Origin of the sequence: Tardiphaga sp. 619_E2_N8_4 (genome assembly GCF_051810905.1) — a bacterium.
Classification (GTDB): Bacteria; Pseudomonadota; Alphaproteobacteria; order Rhizobiales; family Xanthobacteraceae; genus Tardiphaga; species Tardiphaga robiniae.
In genome coordinates, this window is sequence record NZ_JBPWQJ010000001.1 from 4,926,321 (window position 1) to 4,944,589 (window position 18,269).

The 18,269-nt window shown below is 62.4% G+C and carries 18 protein-coding genes; 7 read left to right on the forward strand and 11 right to left on the reverse strand.

Annotation, left to right across the window (positions count from 1 at the left end; translation table 11 throughout):
- The first annotated feature begins 183 nt into the window (after positions 1-183).
- The 5 genes from AB8A23_RS23660 to AB8A23_RS23680 all read left to right on the forward strand — a co-directional run bounded on the left by AB8A23_RS23660 (position 184) and on the right by AB8A23_RS23680 (position 4,264).
- Positions 184-435, forward strand: coding sequence for a hypothetical protein (locus AB8A23_RS23660; protein WP_439058056.1), 252 nt, complete (start codon positions 184-186; stop codon positions 433-435).
- Between the two features lie 143 nt (positions 436-578).
- Positions 579-854 (forward strand): hypothetical protein, encoded by a 276-nt coding sequence (locus tag AB8A23_RS23665; protein ID WP_439058055.1) that lies wholly within the window; start codon positions 579-581, stop codon positions 852-854.
- 221 nt (positions 855-1,075) lie between these two features.
- Complete coding sequence (locus AB8A23_RS23670) at positions 1,076-2,353, forward strand: outer membrane beta-barrel protein (RefSeq protein ID WP_439058054.1); 1,278 nt, start codon at positions 1,076-1,078, stop codon at positions 2,351-2,353.
- A gap of 11 nt (positions 2,354-2,364) precedes the next feature.
- Positions 2,365-2,676, forward strand: coding sequence for a hypothetical protein (locus AB8A23_RS23675; RefSeq protein ID WP_120290907.1), 312 nt, complete (start codon positions 2,365-2,367; stop codon positions 2,674-2,676).
- Between the two features lie 856 nt (positions 2,677-3,532).
- On the forward strand, positions 3,533-4,264 hold the full coding sequence (locus AB8A23_RS23680) for a sulfite exporter TauE/SafE family protein (protein WP_439058053.1): 732 nt from the start codon (positions 3,533-3,535) through the stop codon (positions 4,262-4,264).
- 42 nt (positions 4,265-4,306) lie between these two features.
- Here the strand turns inward: AB8A23_RS23680 and AB8A23_RS23685 are convergent, their stop codons facing one another.
- Genes AB8A23_RS23685 through ccmI form a run of 4 tightly spaced genes read right to left on the reverse strand, consistent with a single transcriptional unit; the run spans position 4,307 to position 8,422 of the window.
- The gene (locus AB8A23_RS23685; protein WP_439058052.1) at positions 4,307-4,804 is read right to left on the reverse strand and encodes a cytochrome c-type biogenesis protein; all 498 of its coding nucleotides are present in this window, start codon (positions 4,802-4,804) and stop codon (positions 4,307-4,309) included.
- A 4-nt stretch (positions 4,805-4,808) separates the two neighbouring features.
- Positions 4,809-6,791: a heme lyase CcmF/NrfE family subunit gene (locus AB8A23_RS23690; RefSeq protein WP_439058051.1), complete on the reverse strand. Its 1,983-nt coding sequence runs from the start codon at positions 6,789-6,791 to the stop codon at positions 4,809-4,811.
- Entirely contained in the window at positions 6,788-7,297 is a 510-nt protein-coding gene (gene ccmE / locus AB8A23_RS23695) for a cytochrome c maturation protein CcmE (protein WP_309944653.1), read from the reverse strand. Before ccmE ends, AB8A23_RS23690 begins: the two co-directional genes overlap by 4 nt.
- Positions 7,298-7,303: 6 nt before the next feature.
- On the reverse strand, positions 7,304-8,422 hold the full coding sequence (gene ccmI / locus AB8A23_RS23700) for a c-type cytochrome biogenesis protein CcmI (RefSeq protein ID WP_439058050.1): 1,119 nt from the start codon (positions 8,420-8,422) through the stop codon (positions 7,304-7,306).
- Positions 8,423-8,796: 374 nt separating this feature from the next.
- Between ccmI and AB8A23_RS23705 the strand changes: the two genes are divergently transcribed.
- Positions 8,797-9,414, forward strand: a complete 618-nt coding sequence (locus AB8A23_RS23705) for a glutathione S-transferase family protein (protein WP_231080989.1) — start codon at positions 8,797-8,799, stop codon at positions 9,412-9,414.
- A gap of 57 nt (positions 9,415-9,471) precedes the next feature.
- Positions 9,472-11,547 (forward strand): 2Fe-2S iron-sulfur cluster-binding protein, encoded by a 2,076-nt coding sequence (locus tag AB8A23_RS23710; protein WP_439058049.1) that lies wholly within the window; start codon positions 9,472-9,474, stop codon positions 11,545-11,547.
- Positions 11,548-11,606: 59 nt separating this feature from the next.
- Here the strand turns inward: AB8A23_RS23710 and AB8A23_RS23715 are convergent, their stop codons facing one another.
- The 7 genes from AB8A23_RS23715 to AB8A23_RS23745 all read right to left on the reverse strand — a co-directional run bounded on the left by AB8A23_RS23715 (position 11,607) and on the right by AB8A23_RS23745 (position 18,264).
- On the reverse strand, positions 11,607-12,986 hold the full coding sequence (locus AB8A23_RS23715; protein WP_439058048.1) for a hypothetical protein: 1,380 nt from the start codon (positions 12,984-12,986) through the stop codon (positions 11,607-11,609).
- Between the two features lie 99 nt (positions 12,987-13,085).
- Positions 13,086-13,556, reverse strand: coding sequence for an RT0821/Lpp0805 family surface protein (locus tag AB8A23_RS23720; RefSeq protein WP_089267083.1), 471 nt, complete (start codon positions 13,554-13,556; stop codon positions 13,086-13,088).
- A gap of 98 nt (positions 13,557-13,654) precedes the next feature.
- Positions 13,655-15,031 (reverse strand): sensor histidine kinase, encoded by a 1,377-nt coding sequence (locus AB8A23_RS23725; protein ID WP_439058047.1) that lies wholly within the window; start codon positions 15,029-15,031, stop codon positions 13,655-13,657.
- Between the two features lie 22 nt (positions 15,032-15,053).
- Positions 15,054-15,719, reverse strand: coding sequence for a response regulator transcription factor (locus AB8A23_RS23730; protein WP_439058046.1), 666 nt, complete (start codon positions 15,717-15,719; stop codon positions 15,054-15,056).
- 76 nt (positions 15,720-15,795) lie between these two features.
- Positions 15,796-16,383, reverse strand: a complete 588-nt coding sequence (locus AB8A23_RS23735; RefSeq protein ID WP_439058045.1) for a 3TM-type holin — start codon at positions 16,381-16,383, stop codon at positions 15,796-15,798.
- A gap of 2 nt (positions 16,384-16,385) precedes the next feature.
- Complete coding sequence (locus tag AB8A23_RS23740) at positions 16,386-17,150, reverse strand: glycoside hydrolase family 19 protein (protein WP_439058044.1); 765 nt, start codon at positions 17,148-17,150, stop codon at positions 16,386-16,388.
- Between the two features lie 43 nt (positions 17,151-17,193).
- On the reverse strand, positions 17,194-18,264 hold the full coding sequence (locus AB8A23_RS23745) for a DUF2793 domain-containing protein (protein WP_439058043.1): 1,071 nt from the start codon (positions 18,262-18,264) through the stop codon (positions 17,194-17,196).
- Positions 18,265-18,269 lie beyond the last annotated feature (5 nt).

Genomic DNA, 18,269 nt, shown 5'->3' on the forward strand with positions numbered 1-18,269 from the left:
GCAGGAGTGTGCCATCAACGGAGCTATCAAGACGAGCAGCTTCGCTTCGGGAAGTCTCGCACGACGACGGCGACCTTCGAGGGTGAGTTCTCCAATGTGACGCAGCTACGCAGGCGAAAGTGTCGCGCGGTACCAGTGGTGAGCAGGGAATGTCGAGTGAATGTCACACAGGAGATATCTGACATGTTCATGAAACAAATTGCCGTAGTTGGTGCCGTCTTGGTGTTGGGCGGCTACTTGGCGGCCTCAGATGGCGCGCTGGCCGAAGGTAAAGGCGGGCTTGGCCAGCGCCCCTCGCAGACGGTCAAAAACGGCACGCCAAATCTCGCCGGTCCGCAGACCAAATCGCCCTCAAACTCCTTGTCCGGTTCGACGATCCGCAACGGTAACAGCGCTTCTGGCCCCTATAAACCTGTCTTGGGATACAAGTGGTGAGCGGCATGCAGGCGAGCGCGTTCCTCTAGCTATTATGAGGCAACGGCGACGTTTTGATTCCAAAGTCGGTCGCATGAGTGGCGAAGTGCACGTCAATCGATTGTCCGCGAGGATGAGTGGATGTCACACAGGAGATATCTAACATGTTCATGAAACAAATTGCCGTAGTTGGCTCTGTCTTGGCGTCGGGTGGCTACTTGGCCGCCTCAGACGACGCGCTCGCCCAAAGTCAGGGCGGGCTTGGCCAGCGACCGTCATACACGATGAAAAACGGCGCGCTAAATCTCTCGCAGACCAAACCGCCCTCAAACTACTTTTCCGGTTCGCCTTCCTCCGGCTCGACGATCCGCAACGGTAACAATACCAACTTCGGCCTCAACGGCCCCTATGTCGGTCTGAAGTATATCGGAAAACAATAACCGACCAAACCGCGGCTACGACGTGGTCGTTTCGGAGGCGCCTCCAGGCGGCCTTTTCTATACTAGCAAACAAAATACGGGCCGCCCTCGCCGCGGCTACTCCGTAACCGGTGCATCATTCCTCCACAGACCAGCCCTGTTTGGGGGAACATTACTGACTTTGAAATTTGTCCGTAATGCTGTGAAATGCGTTCTGGAATTTTGGGCGGCGGGGGTATTTTATGCGACTATTAATTCCCGGTGCGGTCGTGGTTGCGTGCGGAGGTGCTCCAGGTCAGGCGCTTGCAGCCGATATGCCGATAAAGGCCGTTGTGCAGTCGATCGATCAGTTGTGGAACATCAGCTACAACAGCGAAGTCCGCTATTTCAGTTGGCGGAATACCCGAGGCTTTCCGACCAATGCTGCCCCCCTGAACGGCGTCGGTCAGGGAACGCAACTTTACGCGCCGATGTCACTGTCGTTGACAGGCAATCCCAACCCCAATTGGAAATTCGAATTCGTGCTGCGGGGGGGCTTTGTCTCTTCGTCGCAATCAACATCCGGCGAACGCGGCTCGGTCGATACGCCGGTCGATACGCAGCTCTCGGGCACCGCCACTTACAATGGCTTCACCGGCTTCCAGCCCTTCGTCGCAATGCTGATCAACGCCCCGACCGGAACCTCCGCACTTTACGGTAACTCGCGCTTCGCGCGCATGGACGGCGATCTCGTCGACCAGGGCACCTATGGCGAAGGCTGGAATTTCGGACCGACTGCGGGCGTCAACATTCCGCTGTCGCAGGCGCTGATTTTGACCCTGTCGAGTGGCTATACCCAGCGCAACCCCTTCAACAAGGAAGCCCTCAACCCGATTACGGGCCTGACCACCGATACCATCAGTATCAAGAACGGCGACGAGGCAACCGTGACAGCCGCGCTTGGATATTCCAATGGGCCGCTCTCGCTGCAGGGCTCCGGGTCCTATTCCTGGGACGGCATCTCGCAATCCGGCCAGTTCGGCATGCTAGGCTACGACAAGTACAGGGTCGGGCCGCGCACGACGATTTCCGGCAGTGCATCTTATGCCTTTGATCAAAGGTGGTCGATCTACAGCGATGGTTTCTGGACCCATACCAACAAGAATGAGATTCTTGATCCTGGCGGGTTGGCCTTGATTCCGGAAGGGTTCAATTCCAACAGCAACCTGTATAGGGTCAATGCCGGATTGAACTACAGATTTGCCAATGGCTTCACCGTCGGCCCCACCGCGGGCTATCTCTATCGCGACCACGATGGTTATGATGCTGCGACGTTCAGCTTCGTGCCGGCCAAGACCCGCTGGGCGGTGGGCGGAGTCGCCAACTACAATGTCACCAACAAGATCAACATCAATGGCAGGGTCGAGCGGGTCTGGATTCGGGAGAATGAAACTCCGGGACCGCCGGCCTTCGCGCCGTTAGTGCCATTCATGTCCGGCGACGCCTGGGTCGTCGCCGGCGGCGCAACCGTGAATTTTTGAGAGAGGCCGACATGTCAAAACGTTTCAACACCGGCCTTCTCGTCACGCTCGCTTTTGGAGCCAGCGTCCTTACCAGTTCGATTGCCGCGGCCCGATTCACATGCGCCCCCGGACTCGAGAATGTGGCAGGCACCTGCGTGACTGCCGGCCTTGCCGGATCGATGCGATTACGCAGTGTCCTGATGAACCAATTGAAGATCGGCTATAACCTGCCGATACCGCCACAATTGGAAAACACCTATCCGAAGAATTTTGACGTCAACCGATTTGAATTTAGCCAGCGCGGCAACTTCAGAACCCGCGCGTCTCCCCTTTCGCCCTAGGTGTTCAGTCCCGAGGTGAAGTGGAACGGATTGAGCCGAAAGCGGTATGGCTCATTTGCCCAGGCCGTACAGATGGCTTCATGGGCAGTGAGGCCGCGTCTTCAGCCGCCTGGCGAAGTTGTAGCTGTTCAGGAAAGCCGCGAGCCGATGCTCGATGCCATGACCTCGACAGGTCCGGTCGAAGCGATGGCCGCGCCAACTGGCAGTTGGCCGCCCCTCACCAACGACATCCGGCAGGCGGCTGATCCCGTGGCGCTAAGAAATAAACCAATGACGGTTGCTAAAAGGATGTGTAGCTGCCCACGGATTGGCGATCACCCGGCCACGATTGAGATTGTGTCTCGGCACTGATCTTCCACGGCGGCGCCACCTGCAGCGGCGCAAAGCCTTTCGACACTAGCCTCCTTGCCGACGACGAAATACGACATCTGCCGTATCGCTCGCGTATGAACTCAGCGATATCGTTCACCCCAACTGGACGCGCTTGAACAGCAGCCGATCTTGAATTCGGCAGTTGGAAGCAGGAGCGCGCTTTCAAAGTGACAGTCGAATTTTCCGAACGCGTGCAAGAAGGAAATTTGGATATGGCAGTTACCAAAAGCTTCCGCATCCGTCGACCAACGCCTCCTCCGTCTCCTCTCAAAGCGTGGGCAATCGCTGTCATGGCTGGCTTCGGCATTTTGCACGTTGTCGGAGGATACATGCTGAACCACGTGTCGAGTATCCAACCGATCGAAACGGCAACAACGGCGATCCACGGCGACTAGATGGATTTGTTGTTATCGCTTGAGTGAGTTCGGACGCCCCACGCTGTCCCGCTATTGAAGACGATCACCATTCCAAAGGAAGCGATGCCATGTCAGACATAGCGGCTTATTTGACGCTAAGCGGGGCGGTTTTTGCGGGCGCGTTCGTTTCCGGCCTTTCCGGGTTTGCGTTCTCGGCGGTCGCCGGCGCTGTCCTGCTACACGTTTTTCCGCCTATGGAAGCTGTGCCATTGATGATGGCTTGCAGCATCACTGTACAAGCGGCCACTCTGTTTGCGCTACGCAAGAGCATGCAATGGAAAACCAGCCTCGTTTTCATCGCGGGTGGACTGCTGGGCATTCCGATCGCGATCTATCTCCTGCAGAATGTAGGTACTGGAACCTTCAGACTGGGTTTTGGAGCTCTCGTATCGCTTTACGCGACATATGCCTTGTTCCGGCCAACGCCTGCCTATTCGCGTGAGATGGAGAGCCAGAGCAGAAACGCGCTGGTGGGGTTTGGTGGGGGACTGGTCGGCGGATTGACGGCGATGCCCGGCGCACTTCCTGCGATCTGGTGCGACATCCATGGTCTCCCGAAAAATCAGCAGCGCGGTCTGGTTCAACCCTACATAGGGGTGATGCAGCTTTTCGCCCTTGCTCTCATGCTTTCGCACCACAGCCTTTCGTTAAAAGTCTTGATCAACTTTGGCATGTCTCTACCCGCCTTGGCTGCTGGAACGGCTTTAGGCATCGTCCTGTTCGGACGGGTCAACGAAGCAGCCTTCAAACGAATTATCCTGGGCTTGTTGCTGTTTTCGGGACTTTGCCTTGTGATCTAGATGCGAGCTCTCACTAGTCGGCTGCTGGCCGGGGTCGGCGAACTAAACCGGCTTGTCCTGCACCATTTCCTTGGCAATCAGCCGCTCGATCCGCGCTTCTTCCTCAGCGGTGAGCTGCATCACGGCATCATCATCGCCTGCAGCCCTACCCCGTCGCCGGTTGTGCCACCACAAGGCGAAGCCGCCGCCGATCAGCACCAGCGGCGTCAGCAGCCACAGCAGCAGCGTATGCAGGTTGAGGCGCGGCTTCAGCAACACGAATTCGCCATAGCGCGCCACCAGGAAATCCAGCACCTGCTTGTCGCTCTCGCCGGTGGCAATGCGCTCGCGCACCAGCAAACGCAGATCGCGCGCCAGCGGTGCGTCGGAATCGTCGATGGACTGGTTCTGACAGACCATGCAGCGCAGCTCCTTCGACAGGTTGCGCGCGCGGCCTTCCTGGGCCGGGTCCTTCATGATCTCGTCGGGCTGCACCGCATGCGCGAGCGGCGCAGCGAGCAGGAACATGACGGCGATGAGGCTTGCGACAATGCGTGTCACGCCATCACTCCGCCGGCTGCAGTGCGCGCGATGCCTTGGCCGGCTTCGGCGCGCCGACGCGTAGCCGCCGGTCGGACAGTGACAGCAGCCCGCCAAAGGCCATCAGCACCGGCCCCCACCAGATCATCAGCACCAGCGGCTTGTGATACATCCGCACGGCAACTGCGCCGCCGGCGGCCTCCTCACCGAGCGAGATATAAAGCTGGCTGGCGCCGCGCGACAGCAGCGCGGCTTCCGTGGTGGAGGACTGCCGCGCGGTGAAGTTGCGCTTCGATGGCGTCATCTCGCCGATCTCGTCGCCGCCGCGCGTCACCCTGAAACGCGCGAGGCTCTCGCGGAAATTCGGCCCCTGCCGCTGCGTCACATCCTTGAGCGTGAGCTCATAGCCGGCAAGCTTCGCCACATCATTCGGCTGCATGGTGCCGATATATTCGGTATTCCAGGTGCTCTCGCAGACGATACCGATCAGCGCGACGCCGATGCCGGCATGAGCAAAGGCCGTGCCCCAGGCTGCGCGCGGCAATCCGCGCGCACGCCGGAACGCGGCGTCGAACGGCAAACGAAACAGCATGGTCCGCTCGGCGACATCGACGATCGATCCGGCGATCACGAACACGCCGAGCCCGATCGCCAGCGGCGCCAGCGCCGCACCGCCGGTCGTCCATGCCCAGACCAATGCCACCGCTAGAAGCGCGGCGATTCCGGCAGCCATCAGCCGTTGCGTCACGCCTCTGAGATCGCCGCGCTTCCACGCCAGCAACGGCCCGAGCGGCATCGCCAGCAGCAACGGCACGAACAGCGGCCCGAAAGTGAGGTTGAAGAACGGCGCGCCGACAGAGATTTTCTCACCGGTCAGCATTTCCAGCGCCAGCGGATACAGCGTGCCGATGAACACCGTCGCGCAGGCCGTGGTGAGGAACAGGTTGTTCAGCACCAGCGCGCCCTCGCGCGAGATCGGCGCGAACAGTCCGCCCTGCTTCAACGACGACGCGCGCCACATATACAGCGTCAGGCTACCGCCGATGAACACGCACAGGATCAGCAGGATGAACACGCCGCGCGTCGGGTCGGTCGCGAAGGCATGAACCGAGGTGAGGACGCCAGAGCGCACCAGGAATGTGCCGAGCAGCGACAGCGAGAAGGTCAGGATCGCGAGAAGGATGGTCCAGACTTTCAGCGCGTTGCGTTTCTCCATCACCACGGCCGAATGCAGCAACGCGGTGCCGGACAGCCATGGCATCAGCGAGGCATTCTCGACGGGATCCCAGAACCACCAGCCACCCCAGCCGAGTTCATAATAGGCCCAGTACGAGCCCATCGCGATGCCGAGCGTCAGAAAGATCCACGCCACCAGCGTCCATGGCCGCACCCAGCGCGCCCAGGCGGCATCGATGCGGCCTTCGATCAATGCGGCGACGGCGAAGGAGAATGCGATGGAGAAGCCGACATAGCCGAGATAGAGCATCGGCGGATGCACCGCGAGGCCGATATCCTGCAGCACCGGATTGAGATCGCGCCCCTCGAGCGGCGGCTGTGCCAGCCGCAGGAACGGATTCGAGGTCATCAGGATGAACAGATAGAACGCCGCAGCGATCCAGCCCTGCACCGCCAGCACATGCGCGCGCAGCGACAGCGGCAGATTGTTGCCGAAGGCGGCAACCAGCCCGCCAAACAATGCGAGGATCGACACCCACAGCAGCATCGAGCCTTCATGGTTTCCCCATACGCCGGTGATCTTGTAGAGCAGCGGTTTTGCGGAATGCGAATTCTCGAACACGTTGGCGACCGAGAAATCCGACGTGACGTAGAGCGTCGTCAGCGCGAGAAACGACAGCCCCGCGAACAGCAGCTGCGCCAGTGCCGTGGAGCGCGCGACATTCATCAGCGCGGGATCGCGCAGCCGCGCACCGATGATCGGCACCGTCGACTGGATCAGCGCCAGCGCGAGCGCCAGCACCAGTGCGTAATGTCCGGCTTCGGCAATCACTGCAAAACACTCTGTTTTGCAGGCGTCACCATGGGCTTGGCGGCGCCCTGCGACATCACCGGCTTGCCGCCCTCGCCTTCCTGCCAGCGCCCCTGTTTCTTGAGCGCGTCAGCGACTTCCTTCGGCATGTAGTTCTCGTCATGCTTCGCCAGGACCGTATCGGCCTTGAACACGCCCGACGCATCCATCGCGCCTTCGGCGACAACGCCCTGCCCCTCGCGGAACAGATCCGGCAGGATGCCCTTGTAGTTCACCGGCAAGGTTGCGCCACCATCGGAGACCTTGAAGCTCACGGCGAGATTATCGCCGCGCACCAGCGAGCCCTGCTCGACCATGCCGCCGAGACGAAAGCGCTTGCCAACGGGGATCTGCTTTTCGGCAACCATCTGCGGCGTCGAGAAGAACACGATGGAGTCGCGCAGCGCGTTCAGCACCAGCCCGGCCGCGATGGCGAGCACCACCAGCGCTCCACCGATCATCGTCAATCGTCGCTGCTTGCGTGTCATTGCGCGTTACCCATCCAGCCCGGTGTCTTTCAGGCCATCGTTCAGCTTGCGCAGCCGCTCGGCATCGGTGCCGACCGCCTCCCGTGCATCCGCCAGCGCGCTCTTTGCCTTGTCGCGCTCACCGAGCACCATATAGGCACGCACGAGCCGCAACCATCCCTCGACATCGCTGCCATCCTGCTTGAGCCGCGTGGCAAGCCGGTCGACCATGCCATGGATCATCGCATTGCGGTCGCCTGCATTCATGCCCTGTACCGACGCGATCGTGTCTTCCGACAGCGCCGGCAGGTTCGGGCCTGATTTCGGAGCGCTGCCGCCGACGCGCGCCAGAGCCGCCGTGACCACCGGACGCCATGGCGCATCCGCAGGTCCCTTTGTCAGCATGTCGCGCCAGATCACCGCCGCGTCGCTGCCACGCCCGTCCTGCTCGGCCGCAAGGCCCAGGAAGTAGCGGGCCTTGACCTCTCCAGCATCGAGCGCGACAGCGCGTTCGAATTCGGTCTTGGCATCCGCGGTGATGACGCCATTGGCGGCCATCGCCATGGCCTCGCCGAGATCGGCGCGCCGCGCAGCCGTATCGCCGGCATAGGTGATCGCATTGCGGAACGCGCGCACCGCGTCGTCGGTACGGCCGATCTTCGCCAGCACCGGCGCCAGCACGGTCCAGCCCCGGCCATCGGTCGGGTCCTTCTCGAGATGCTGCTCGACCTGTGCGACGAGATTGTCCAGCGGCTGGGTGGGACTGGGCGACTGGTTGCGCGCGGCGAGCGGAAAGTCCGGCATGGCAGGCGAACCGAGCGGCAGATAGAACCCGATGGCCAGCAACGGCAGGCCGATCAGCGCCACCAGCGCCACCGCGCGGCGAAAGCCGGGACTGCTGCCCACGGACGCCGCGCCCTCCGCATCGACCGCTGCCAGCAGACGACGGCTGATCTCGACACGCGCCGCTTCCGCCTCGGTCGGCCCGATCAGGCCGGCGGCGGTATCGCGGGTGATTTCAGCGAGCTGATCCCGGTAGACAGTGGCCTCGGTGCCCCCGGCATCGGAGCGGGTCCGGCCAAGCGGCCACAACACGGCGAAAGTCGCTGCGGCGGTCATCAAGGCGAACACAAACCATAAGGCCATCAATGGGTTCCGGCGTAGTCTTGAGTCGATCTAAACGACGTCTTTGCCGGGTTACACCATGGCCATCGACGCCGCGCAATTGACTTTTATGCCATCGCGACGTCCAGCCGCTTGTTCTGGATCAAGAATTGCGGCGGCTGCGAGCCCGTTTTTTGAGTAATGCCCCCTCCGCGACGTGGATGCCCTCCGGGAAGACCCATCGACGCGATTGATGAAACCGCTATCGGGCCTGTCGCGCGCCGACAAAGGCCGCGGTTATTTCATCCGGCGCAATGATGAAGTGCACAGAGCGTGCATTCTCGCGCGCCGGATCATGAAGCAACTTGCATTCGCTGAACGGGAATGGACCCGACCACGAATTCAGGATCACAATCATGAAGCTCTATCACCATCCACTGTCCGGCCACTCTCATCGCGCGCATCTGTTCGCTTCGCTCCTTGGCCTGCCCCACGAACTCATCGAGGTTGACCTGAAGTCGGGGGCACACAAGACGCCGGATTTCCTTGCGCTCAATCCGTTCGGTCAGGTGCCGGTCCTCGATGACAGTGGCACCATTGTCTCCGACTCGAACGCCATACTCGTTTATCTCGCCAAGACATCCGGCCGAGCCGAGTGGCTGCCCGATGACGCGAAGGGAAGCGCGGCCATCCAGCGCTGGCTGTCTGTCGCTGCCGGCCAACTGGCCTATGGTCCTGCCGCTGCACGGCTGATCACCGTTTTCGGCAGGAACTTCAATCCGGAGGAAGTCATCGAGCGCGCGCACGCCTTGTTGGCACTGGTCGAAGCGCATCTCGCCGATCGCGACTGGCTTGTCGGCAATGGTCCGACCATCGCGGATGTGGCGCTTTACAGCTACATCGCAAGCGCGCCGGAAGGAAATGTCGATCTGTCCGGCTATCCCAAGGTGACCGCCTTCTTGCGCCGCATCGAAGCGCTGCCCGGCTTCGTGCCTTTCGCCAAGACCCCCGTCGGCCTCGCCGCTGCGGCTTAACTGCGTGTGTCGGGCGTATCCAGGCATACGCCCGACACCGCCAACGAGAGCGGACCGATGACCGATACTATGTCGCTATCAAAACTGGACATCTGGCACGCCGGCGAGAAGGCGATTCAGGAAAAGGTCGGCGTTTCGACTCACATGGATGAGCTCGGCAGGCGCATCGTGCGCGACTACATGCCGACGCAACACCGGGATTTCTACGCCCAGATCCCCTTCATCGCCCTCGGCAGCGTCGACGGCGCAGGTGACGCATGGGCCACATTTGTCACCGGCAAGCCCGGCTTCATCTCATCGCGAACAGCGCAATCGCTCGATATCGATGTCGTCAGGGAGCCAAGCGATCCCGCCAGCGAAGGGATGCACGAGGGCGATGCAATCGGCCTGCTCGGCGTCGAACTTCACACGCGCAGACGCAATCGCGTCAACGGCGTCATCGGACCATCGGACAACAACGCGATCCATTTCGACGTCGATCAAAGTTTCGGCAATTGCCCGCGCTACATCCAGCTCCGCGATTATGAGTTCGTCCGCGATCCACGCAAACTGTTTACGGGAAATATCGAAGAGAAAGCCGAAATCGACGCAACGGCACGCCGCATGATCGAAGCCGCCGACATGTTCTTTGTCGCGTCCTATGTCGAGCGAGAATCCCGTCGACAGGTCGACGTCTCGAGCCGCGGCGGCAATCCCGGTTTCGTTCGCGTTGCCGACGACGGTACGCTCACAATCCCGGATTTCGCAGGCAATCTCTTTTTCGCGACGCTGGGCAACATCCTCATCAACGGCAAAGCCGGACTCTTGTTTGTCGATTTCGAGACCGGCGACGTGCTGCAGATGACCGGTGACGCCCGGGTCATACTGGACTCCCCGGAGATCGCCGCCTTCCAGGGCGCCGAGCGCCTTTGGCAATTCAACGCGCGGCGTGTCGTTCTTCGGCGCGGTGCCCTGCCCCTGCGCTGGGCGTTCCGACCGGACGGATGGGCGCCGAGCACACTCATGACAGGCAGTTGGGAGCAGGCAGCCGGTCGTCTGCGGGCTGCAGAACTTGCGACCAAATGGCGGCCATTCAAGGTCATCAACATCGTCGATGAGAGCGCAACGGTCAGGTCGTTCCATCTGGAGCCGACCGACGGCGCCGGTCTCCTGCCTCATCGCGCCGGGCAGTATCTCCCGATCAGACTGCCCATTGACGGAGCGGAGAAGACCACCATCCGAACCTATACACTGTCGGTCGCGCCTTCGGATCACGTCTACCGCATCAGCGTCAAACGCGACGGACTGGTGTCACAGCGGCTACACGGCGGCATCAATATTGGCGACGTGATCGAAGCAAGGGCGCCCGCCGGTGAATTCACCATCGATGCCGCTGAGGCACGACCAGCGGTGCTTCTGGCGGGCGGCATCGGCATCACGCCGATGCTCGCGATGCTGCGGCATGTGATTTACGAAGGGCTGCGGACGCTCAAGACTCGACCAACCGTGCTTTTTCAGGCAGCCCGTTCGAAGAACGAGCGCCCCTTCGGCAACGAATTGGATGAACTTGCGGCGTCCGCTGGAGACGCAGTCCGGGTCATCCGAGTTCTCGGCGATATCACGGATGCCGAAGAAGGTCCCGACTACGACGCTGCGGGGCGTATCGACATAGCCCTGCTATCACGGTTCATGCCGGTTGGCGACTACGATTACTATCTCTGCGGACCGTCCGGATTCATGCAGTCGATCTATGACGGTCTTCGTGCACTGAACATCGCTGACAACCGTATCCACGCCGAAGCATTCGGCCCCACGTCACTGGTACGAACCGTCGACAGCCCGGCGACAGCGCCGGCGCGCCAGCCATCGTCGTCGACATCGGTGCATGTCGTGTTCACAGAGTCATTGAAGGAAGCGCGCTGGACGCCTGAATCCGGCACGCTGCTCGACCTCGCCGAATCCCGAGGCCTGAGCCCCGATTTCAGTTGTCGGGAAGGACATTGCGGCACCTGCCGAACGAAGCTTCTGGCGGGAGAGGTGACCTACGTCAAAGAACCAGCCGCTGCGGTGGCCGACGATGAAGTCCTGATCTGCTGCGCCGTTCCGGCCGCACAGAACGGCAACGAAGCCAATCGCATTCAATTGGCGCTCTGATCTCGGGATCAGGCGATGCGGATGTCACATCGCCGACGAGCCATTTCGCATGGCCTGGCCTAGCCGGCCCGCTTCGGCTTGCGCTCGACCACGACCATGGCCTGTTCGGCGGCGCGGCTCATCAGCGAGGCATATTCCTGGCCGAATAACACCTGGCAGAAGCGGATAGCGGCCTTGGCCTGCATCTGCCGGTAGCTACGGACGCGGGTATCGCCGGCGCGCAGCGACTGCACGAGCGACTCCGTGGACTTCTCGACATATTGCTGCAGGTCGGAATAGGTCCGCAGCGTCACCTCGTTGATGGCGAGTTCGCTGGCATAAGTCCGGCACACCGCGACGAAATTGATCAGCGCCACGGTCTCCTCGACCTCGGCGAAATCGATCGTCGCCGTCGCGGCAATATCCTTGTCAGGGCGCTGGCGCAGCAGACGCCGCACCCTGCCCGGCACGCTCTCGATCTCCGACTGCAGCGTCGAGGAAATCTCCACCCGGATCGACGCCATCTGGCGGCCCCAAGTGGAATCGTTGCGCATGTCGAGTTCGGTGCGCAGGCCGCGCACGCCGTCATGGGCGACCTTGAGATGTTCGGGGGCGCTGTCGAACTTGCCGCGCCTGATATCGGAGCGCAGTTCGGCCGCGACGCGATTGAGATCGGACAGCGCCATGGTCACGGCAACGCCATAGGGCGTGGCGGCCACGCGGATTTCATCGTCCGAGGCCGCGATCTTTACCGCCAGCCGGATGATCTGCCACGGCGCCGCCAGCCGCTGCATCACCAGCGACAGCGCGAAAGGCAGCACCTGCGGCGTGGTCAGCGTCGGCACGTTCAGCGCGCTGTTCACCGAGGCGATCTGGCTATCGCCGAAGCTGCGCAGCACGCTCGGCAGCTTGCCGGCAAAGCCGTCCAGTTGCTCGCGCGCCTTCAGCACCGCGCCGATGGACGGCAGGTCTTCGACGGCATGGGTCGGCCCGATGCGGGCCGCGCCGCGATTGCCCGATGTGGCAGTGGTAATGGCGGCTGCTGCCGCCTGCTGGAATTTCTTGACCGCACGTTCGATGTCAGAAGCGCCCGGCTCAGGCGATACGGTGACGGCCGCCTCGAACTCGCGCACGGCGTCTGCGGCGTCGCGCTCCAGCCACTGCCAGATCGGCAGCAGCGAGGCGCGCCGGATCTGTCCGGGCCGGACATTGCCCACACCTTCGACAAGGAACGGCTCGAGCGATTTGAAGACGAGACGGGTGGGATCCTCGACGCGCGGGCGCACTGCATTCTCGTGGCCGCGAACCACGCCGCGCAGCAGGTCGAGCACGAAATTGGCGACCACGACGTCTTCGCCGCGCTCGATCGCGCGCTCATATTCGCGCATCAGCAGCATCTGCGACTGCTCGGGCAGTTGCGCCAAATACTCCCGCAAGCGATCGATCGAGGTTTTGTTCATGCAGCCTAGGAATCCGTGCTTTCCGGTCGATCTACAACCGAAAATCGCCACCGATTTTTGTAGCAGGCGCCCCGTTAAGAAGGCGTTGAGGAACCGGGATCAGGCCGCCGCCCAGGTGCCTTCAGGGCTGCGGCAGGCGGTGCCGCGGGCGGTCTTGAGGTCACCATTGACGGTGACCGTGTGGGAAAAGCCGCGGCATTCCCGGCCCTTCTGGTTATAGGCCGGTCCGGCGACGATATTGCCATAGCGTCCCGACGTGGCGTTGCGCCAGGGCACCGGAGCGCCGGGTGCACCGCGGTCAAGGGCGGCGATCTGGGCCTCGTAAGCCAGCCGGCGGTCCTCGTCGTTGAGCTGGGCTCCGAGTTTGGCGCCGATCAGCCCGCCAAAGGCGGCATTGGTCACCGCGACCGCTGCGTTTTCCTCGGACAGGCCAACGGCCGACTTGGTGCTGCTATAGGCCCGGGCGATCGTATCGGTGCCGAGGCCCAACCCGCCGTCCGACGTCGTCACGTCGCAACCACCCAGCGCCAGCGCGACGGCGGCAACACAGAAGGCGTTGAACTTGACCATGGACCGCAGACCCCGAACGCAAACCGGAACACAGGAAACGTCAAAGACGTTACGAACGGGATAATTCGGGCGACAACGGGGCGCAACAAGGCCGGAACTCAGACACCCGGCAACACCAGTTCGGCCCGCAGCCCGCCGATCGGCGCCTTGCCGAGCGTCAGGCTACCGCCATAAAGCGCAGCCAGATCGACCACGATGGACAGACCCAGACCTGACCCCGGCTTGGTCTCGTCGAGCCGCTGGCCGCGGCGCGCGACCTGGGCGCGCTCGGTGTCCGACAGCCCGCGTCCGTCGTCATCGACGATGATCCGCAGCTTCGACGCCGGATCGGCACTGCCGGTGCGCTCGACCTGCACGCCGATGGTGACGTGGGAGTCCGCCCATTTGCAGGCGTTGTCGACGAGGTTACCGACCATCTCCTCGATGTCCTGTTTTTCGCCACGGAATTTCGCCGCGGCATCGGCCTCAAGGTCGATGGTGATGCCGCGATCCCGGTGAATCTTTTGCATCGTCCGGCACAGCGCCTCCAGCGCCGGCGCGACATCGGTGACGGTGCCGACGATGGTGACACGCGCAGCGATCCGCGCACGCTCGAGATGATGCGTCACCTGATCGCGCATCACATCGGCCTGCTCCAGCACCTTGCTCGCAAAGGGGTCGATGCCACGGCTGTTCGCCTCGTTGACGATGACCGACAGTGGCGTCTTGATCGCGTGGGCGAGATTGCCAACATGGGTGCGCGCGCGTTCAACGATGGCGCGGTTGGCATCAAGCAGCGCGTTCATCTCGCCCGCCAGAGGTGAGATCTCGACAGGGAATGTGCCCTCCAGCCGCTCGGCACGGCCGGACCGGATATCGGCAATGGCATCCGACATGCGCTTCAGCGGCGCGAGGCCGAAGCGGACCTGGAAGATCGTGGTGAGCACGAGCACGATCGAGAGGGCAGCGAATGTGCCGCCAAGATAATAGTCGAAGGTGCGGGTTTCCTCGAAAATCTCGGTGGCGTCGCCGGCAACGCTGATGCGGAATTTGCCGTCGGCGCCGAGATCGACGGGACGCTCCACCATGCGCAGGCGCTGCTCTTCCGGCCCATCCACATAGCCCTGGCGGATCCCCGACGCCGTGAGCTCGACGCCCTGGTCTTCGAGCTTGGGCAGCTTCTTGTCCCACAGCGAGCGCGAGGCCCGCATCTCGGTCTTCGCGCCTTCGGTGGGTGCGATTTCCCAGTACCAGCCCGACAGCGGCAGTTCGAACAACGGCTCGCCAAGCGATGGCGTATCGTGATCGGGCGCGTCCGGCGGATTGGCGACTTCGGCCACCAGGGTGCGGAGATAGAGATTGAGGCGGCGATCGAAGGCGCGCTCGGTGGCGCTGCGATAGACCGAGGACAGGACGATGCCGGTGATCAAGAGGATTACCACCACCCAGGCCGTCGCCGACAGAAACAGCCGCGTTGCGAGCGAGCTGTTGCGCATCAGCGCATGATCCCGGGGACGATCACGGCTGCGGCGGCGTGAGCAGATAACCGAGGCCGCGCACGGTCTGGATGATATCGACGTCGAGCTTCTTGCGGATACGGCCGACGAACACCTCGATGGTGTTGCTGTCGCGATCGAAATCCTGATCGTAGAGATGCTCGACCAGTTCGGTGCGCGAGATCACGCGGCCGGTATGGTGCATCAGATAGGACAGCAGCCGGTATTCGTGACTCGTCATCTTGATCGGACTGCCGGAAACGCTGACGCGGCCGGTGCGGGTATCCAGCGACACAGGTCCGCAAGTGAGTTCGGACTGGGCGTGGCCGGTGGAGCGGCGCAATAGCGCGCGGATGCGGGCCAGCACCTCTTCGAGGTGGAACGGTTTGGCGACGTAATCGTCGGCGCCGGCATCGAAGCCCTGGACCTTATCGCTCCAGCGATCGCGCGCCGTCAGGATCAGTACCGGCATGATGCGGTTGTTGCGGCGCCAGGCTTCCAGCACCGAAATGCCGTCCATCTTCGGCAGGCCGATATCGAGCACCACGGCGTCATAGGGCTCGCTGTCGCCGAGGAAGTGCCCCTCCTCGCCATCGAAGGCGCGATCGACGACATAGCCGGCATCGGTCAGCGCCGTGGTGAGCTGACGGTTCAGATCGGGATCATCTTCGACAACGAGCAGGCGCAAATGACTTCTCCGCGTTCACAATCCGAATTGATGCCCGGACGCGTGAACACTCCATGAATGGCGACGGCCGCCAACCTTACTTTTTCTTCACACCGTCTTTAACCGTCAGCGCCTTGACCAGCTTCTCGACCATGCCGGGCGAATCCTGCCCGGTCAGTGCACTGACCTTTTCGCGGGTGCGGCCGCTGATATAGACGCCTAGCACGCCGAAACGGAACCCCCAATAGGTCACCAGCAGCGCCGTGGCATTGACCAGCGCGTTGATGGTCTGGATATCCCCGGTCCAGAATTCGTGCATCAGCACACACCACAGCGCGGCGCATTCTACCGTCAATTCCAGCGCATAGGCCGGCCGCCACCAGCGCTGCAGCGGATCGTCGCTGACTATCTCGGCGCGGATCGTCGCCTGGGTCTCTGATATCGCCGCGCGCTGGGTCTCCGCCTCGGCGCGGATCATGTCAGCCCAATGCGCCTCGGCTTCAGCCAGCCTGGCTGGATCGGCCGCCGGCAGTGCCGCCTGCACCGCCGCCGGCGTCAGCGTCACCGAGCCCACCGCCTTGGCGAGGATCTCGCCGGCCACACCGCCGAGCGGGCCGCCCAGGGCCGTCCCCAGCATCGGCGCGCCCAACGCAATCACCTGTTTGGCAAGGTCACCCCAGTCCATGGTCATGTCCTCCGGAAGGCCGCGACAAGCGCGGCGATGAAAGCGGAAAGATTGGTGGGCTTGGCTGTCGGCAGTTCGGGCGCCAGCGGCGGCGATGCGATCACGGGCGGTAGCCCCACGGATGGCGCGATCACCAGCGGCACATCGCGTAGCCCAGCCTTCCATTTCGCCAACCAGGCCTTGCGCTCGGCGAGACCCACGGCGCCGCCATTGAGCCGCCTTGTGACGCCGACGACGTCATCCGCTTTCGCAAACGGCAGGCAGCCGCAATTGATGAAATCTGACACGGCGCAAGTGAGGAAGTAACGCGGATCGATCAGGTAGTCGGGATGCTTGACCACATCGATCCCCGTGGCCTTCCTGACCCGCTCATAGCCTTCGCGGCCCGTGGTCTGCGACCCGCCCCGGCCGCGGAAATTCCAGCCGTCGTCGGAGCCAACGGCATTGCCCATGCGGCCGTTATAGACCTTGTTGGCGAGCGCCCGCGGATTGCCGGCATAAGGCTGCGCACTCGCCATGGTGGGAAACCGCGACGGCCAGACCTGCATCATGCGCCCGGCGCTGTAGTTCATGTTCTCCACGACGTCGCGCCCTGCTCCGCATTCGTGTGATATCTGCGCCATTACATGCGCGGCGAGCAGCGGCGTGGTGATGCCGTAGCGCGCAAACACGGCCTCGGACGATTGCACCATACCCGACAGCAATCCGGGCACGCGGCTGTCGCCCTGCGGCCAGAGACGCCGCAAAGTTGTTTCATCGAGCTTCATGATGATGATCCTGTAAGAGAGCGAGATCCTCGCCTTCGCGCAATCAGGCGATGCGGTGGCCGTAGAAGCCGTTCTGCGCGGCGGCGATATAGCCGTCATTGGTCTCCATCGCGGCCCAGACCGAAATGGCATCGCCGGCGGCGAGCTTGAGAAGCGCATGGCCGCTCAACATCGTCCTGTTGCTGACGAGCGCCGACGATGTCTGCACCCGCGTGTCGTTGAGCAGCTCAACGCCGTTCTTGTACATGGCCGCCGTCAGCATGGTCGGCACCGCCGCATTGGCCTTGAACATCACGCGGAATCCGAGCGCATAGATGCCGGCGACCGGCGCGACGAACTGGTTGTTCGCGGCATCGAAAACGCTCTGGTCGTTATGCCGGCTATTGTTGAACTGCACCTTGGTGAAGGTGTTCGCCGCACAATATTTGTCGAAGTTCAGATAGGCGAGAAACTTCGGGGACTGCTCGAAACTGACCTGCCCGCTGGTCTTGTCGACTGCCAGCGCGGTCCGATAGGTCACGCCATCGGCGGAGACCTTGATCGAGAGATCGTCGCTGCCGAGCAGGCCGATCAGCGCGCGCGGTGAATAGTTCGACTGCAATGTGAAGCCGACATCCTTCGTTGCATTCAGCTTGTTGAACGTCACCCGCAGGTCGCCGCTGCCGGGTGTTACGTCGTCGTGCGACAACAAAACGGCATCGGACTTGACGCTGAAGCGGTTGTTGCTGTCGGCCGCTGTGTTGACGCCGAGATGGTCGATACTGTCGAGCGCAAGGTTGCGCAGATCGCGCCACAGCGCGCCGTCGAACACCATCATCACGTCATCGGCGATCGACCAGACGCACCAGCCGGCTTTCGGCACGAGGAACGTCCATGCCCCGTCCTGCCATGTGGCGATGGCCAGCGCATGGCCGCTCCAGGCCCCTGACGCCCCGGCCGCCACGATATGCCGTGCGCCCTCGGCCGGCGATGCCGGCGGAACGGTCCGCGTCACATCGAGTGCCGAGATCTGGATCGCCGCATCGAGAATGCGCAGCGCCTCATTATGGGTGACGTGCTTCTGCGCCTGCCCGCCATCGATGAAGGGCAGCTTGAGATTCGGCGTGTCGGTCATATCGG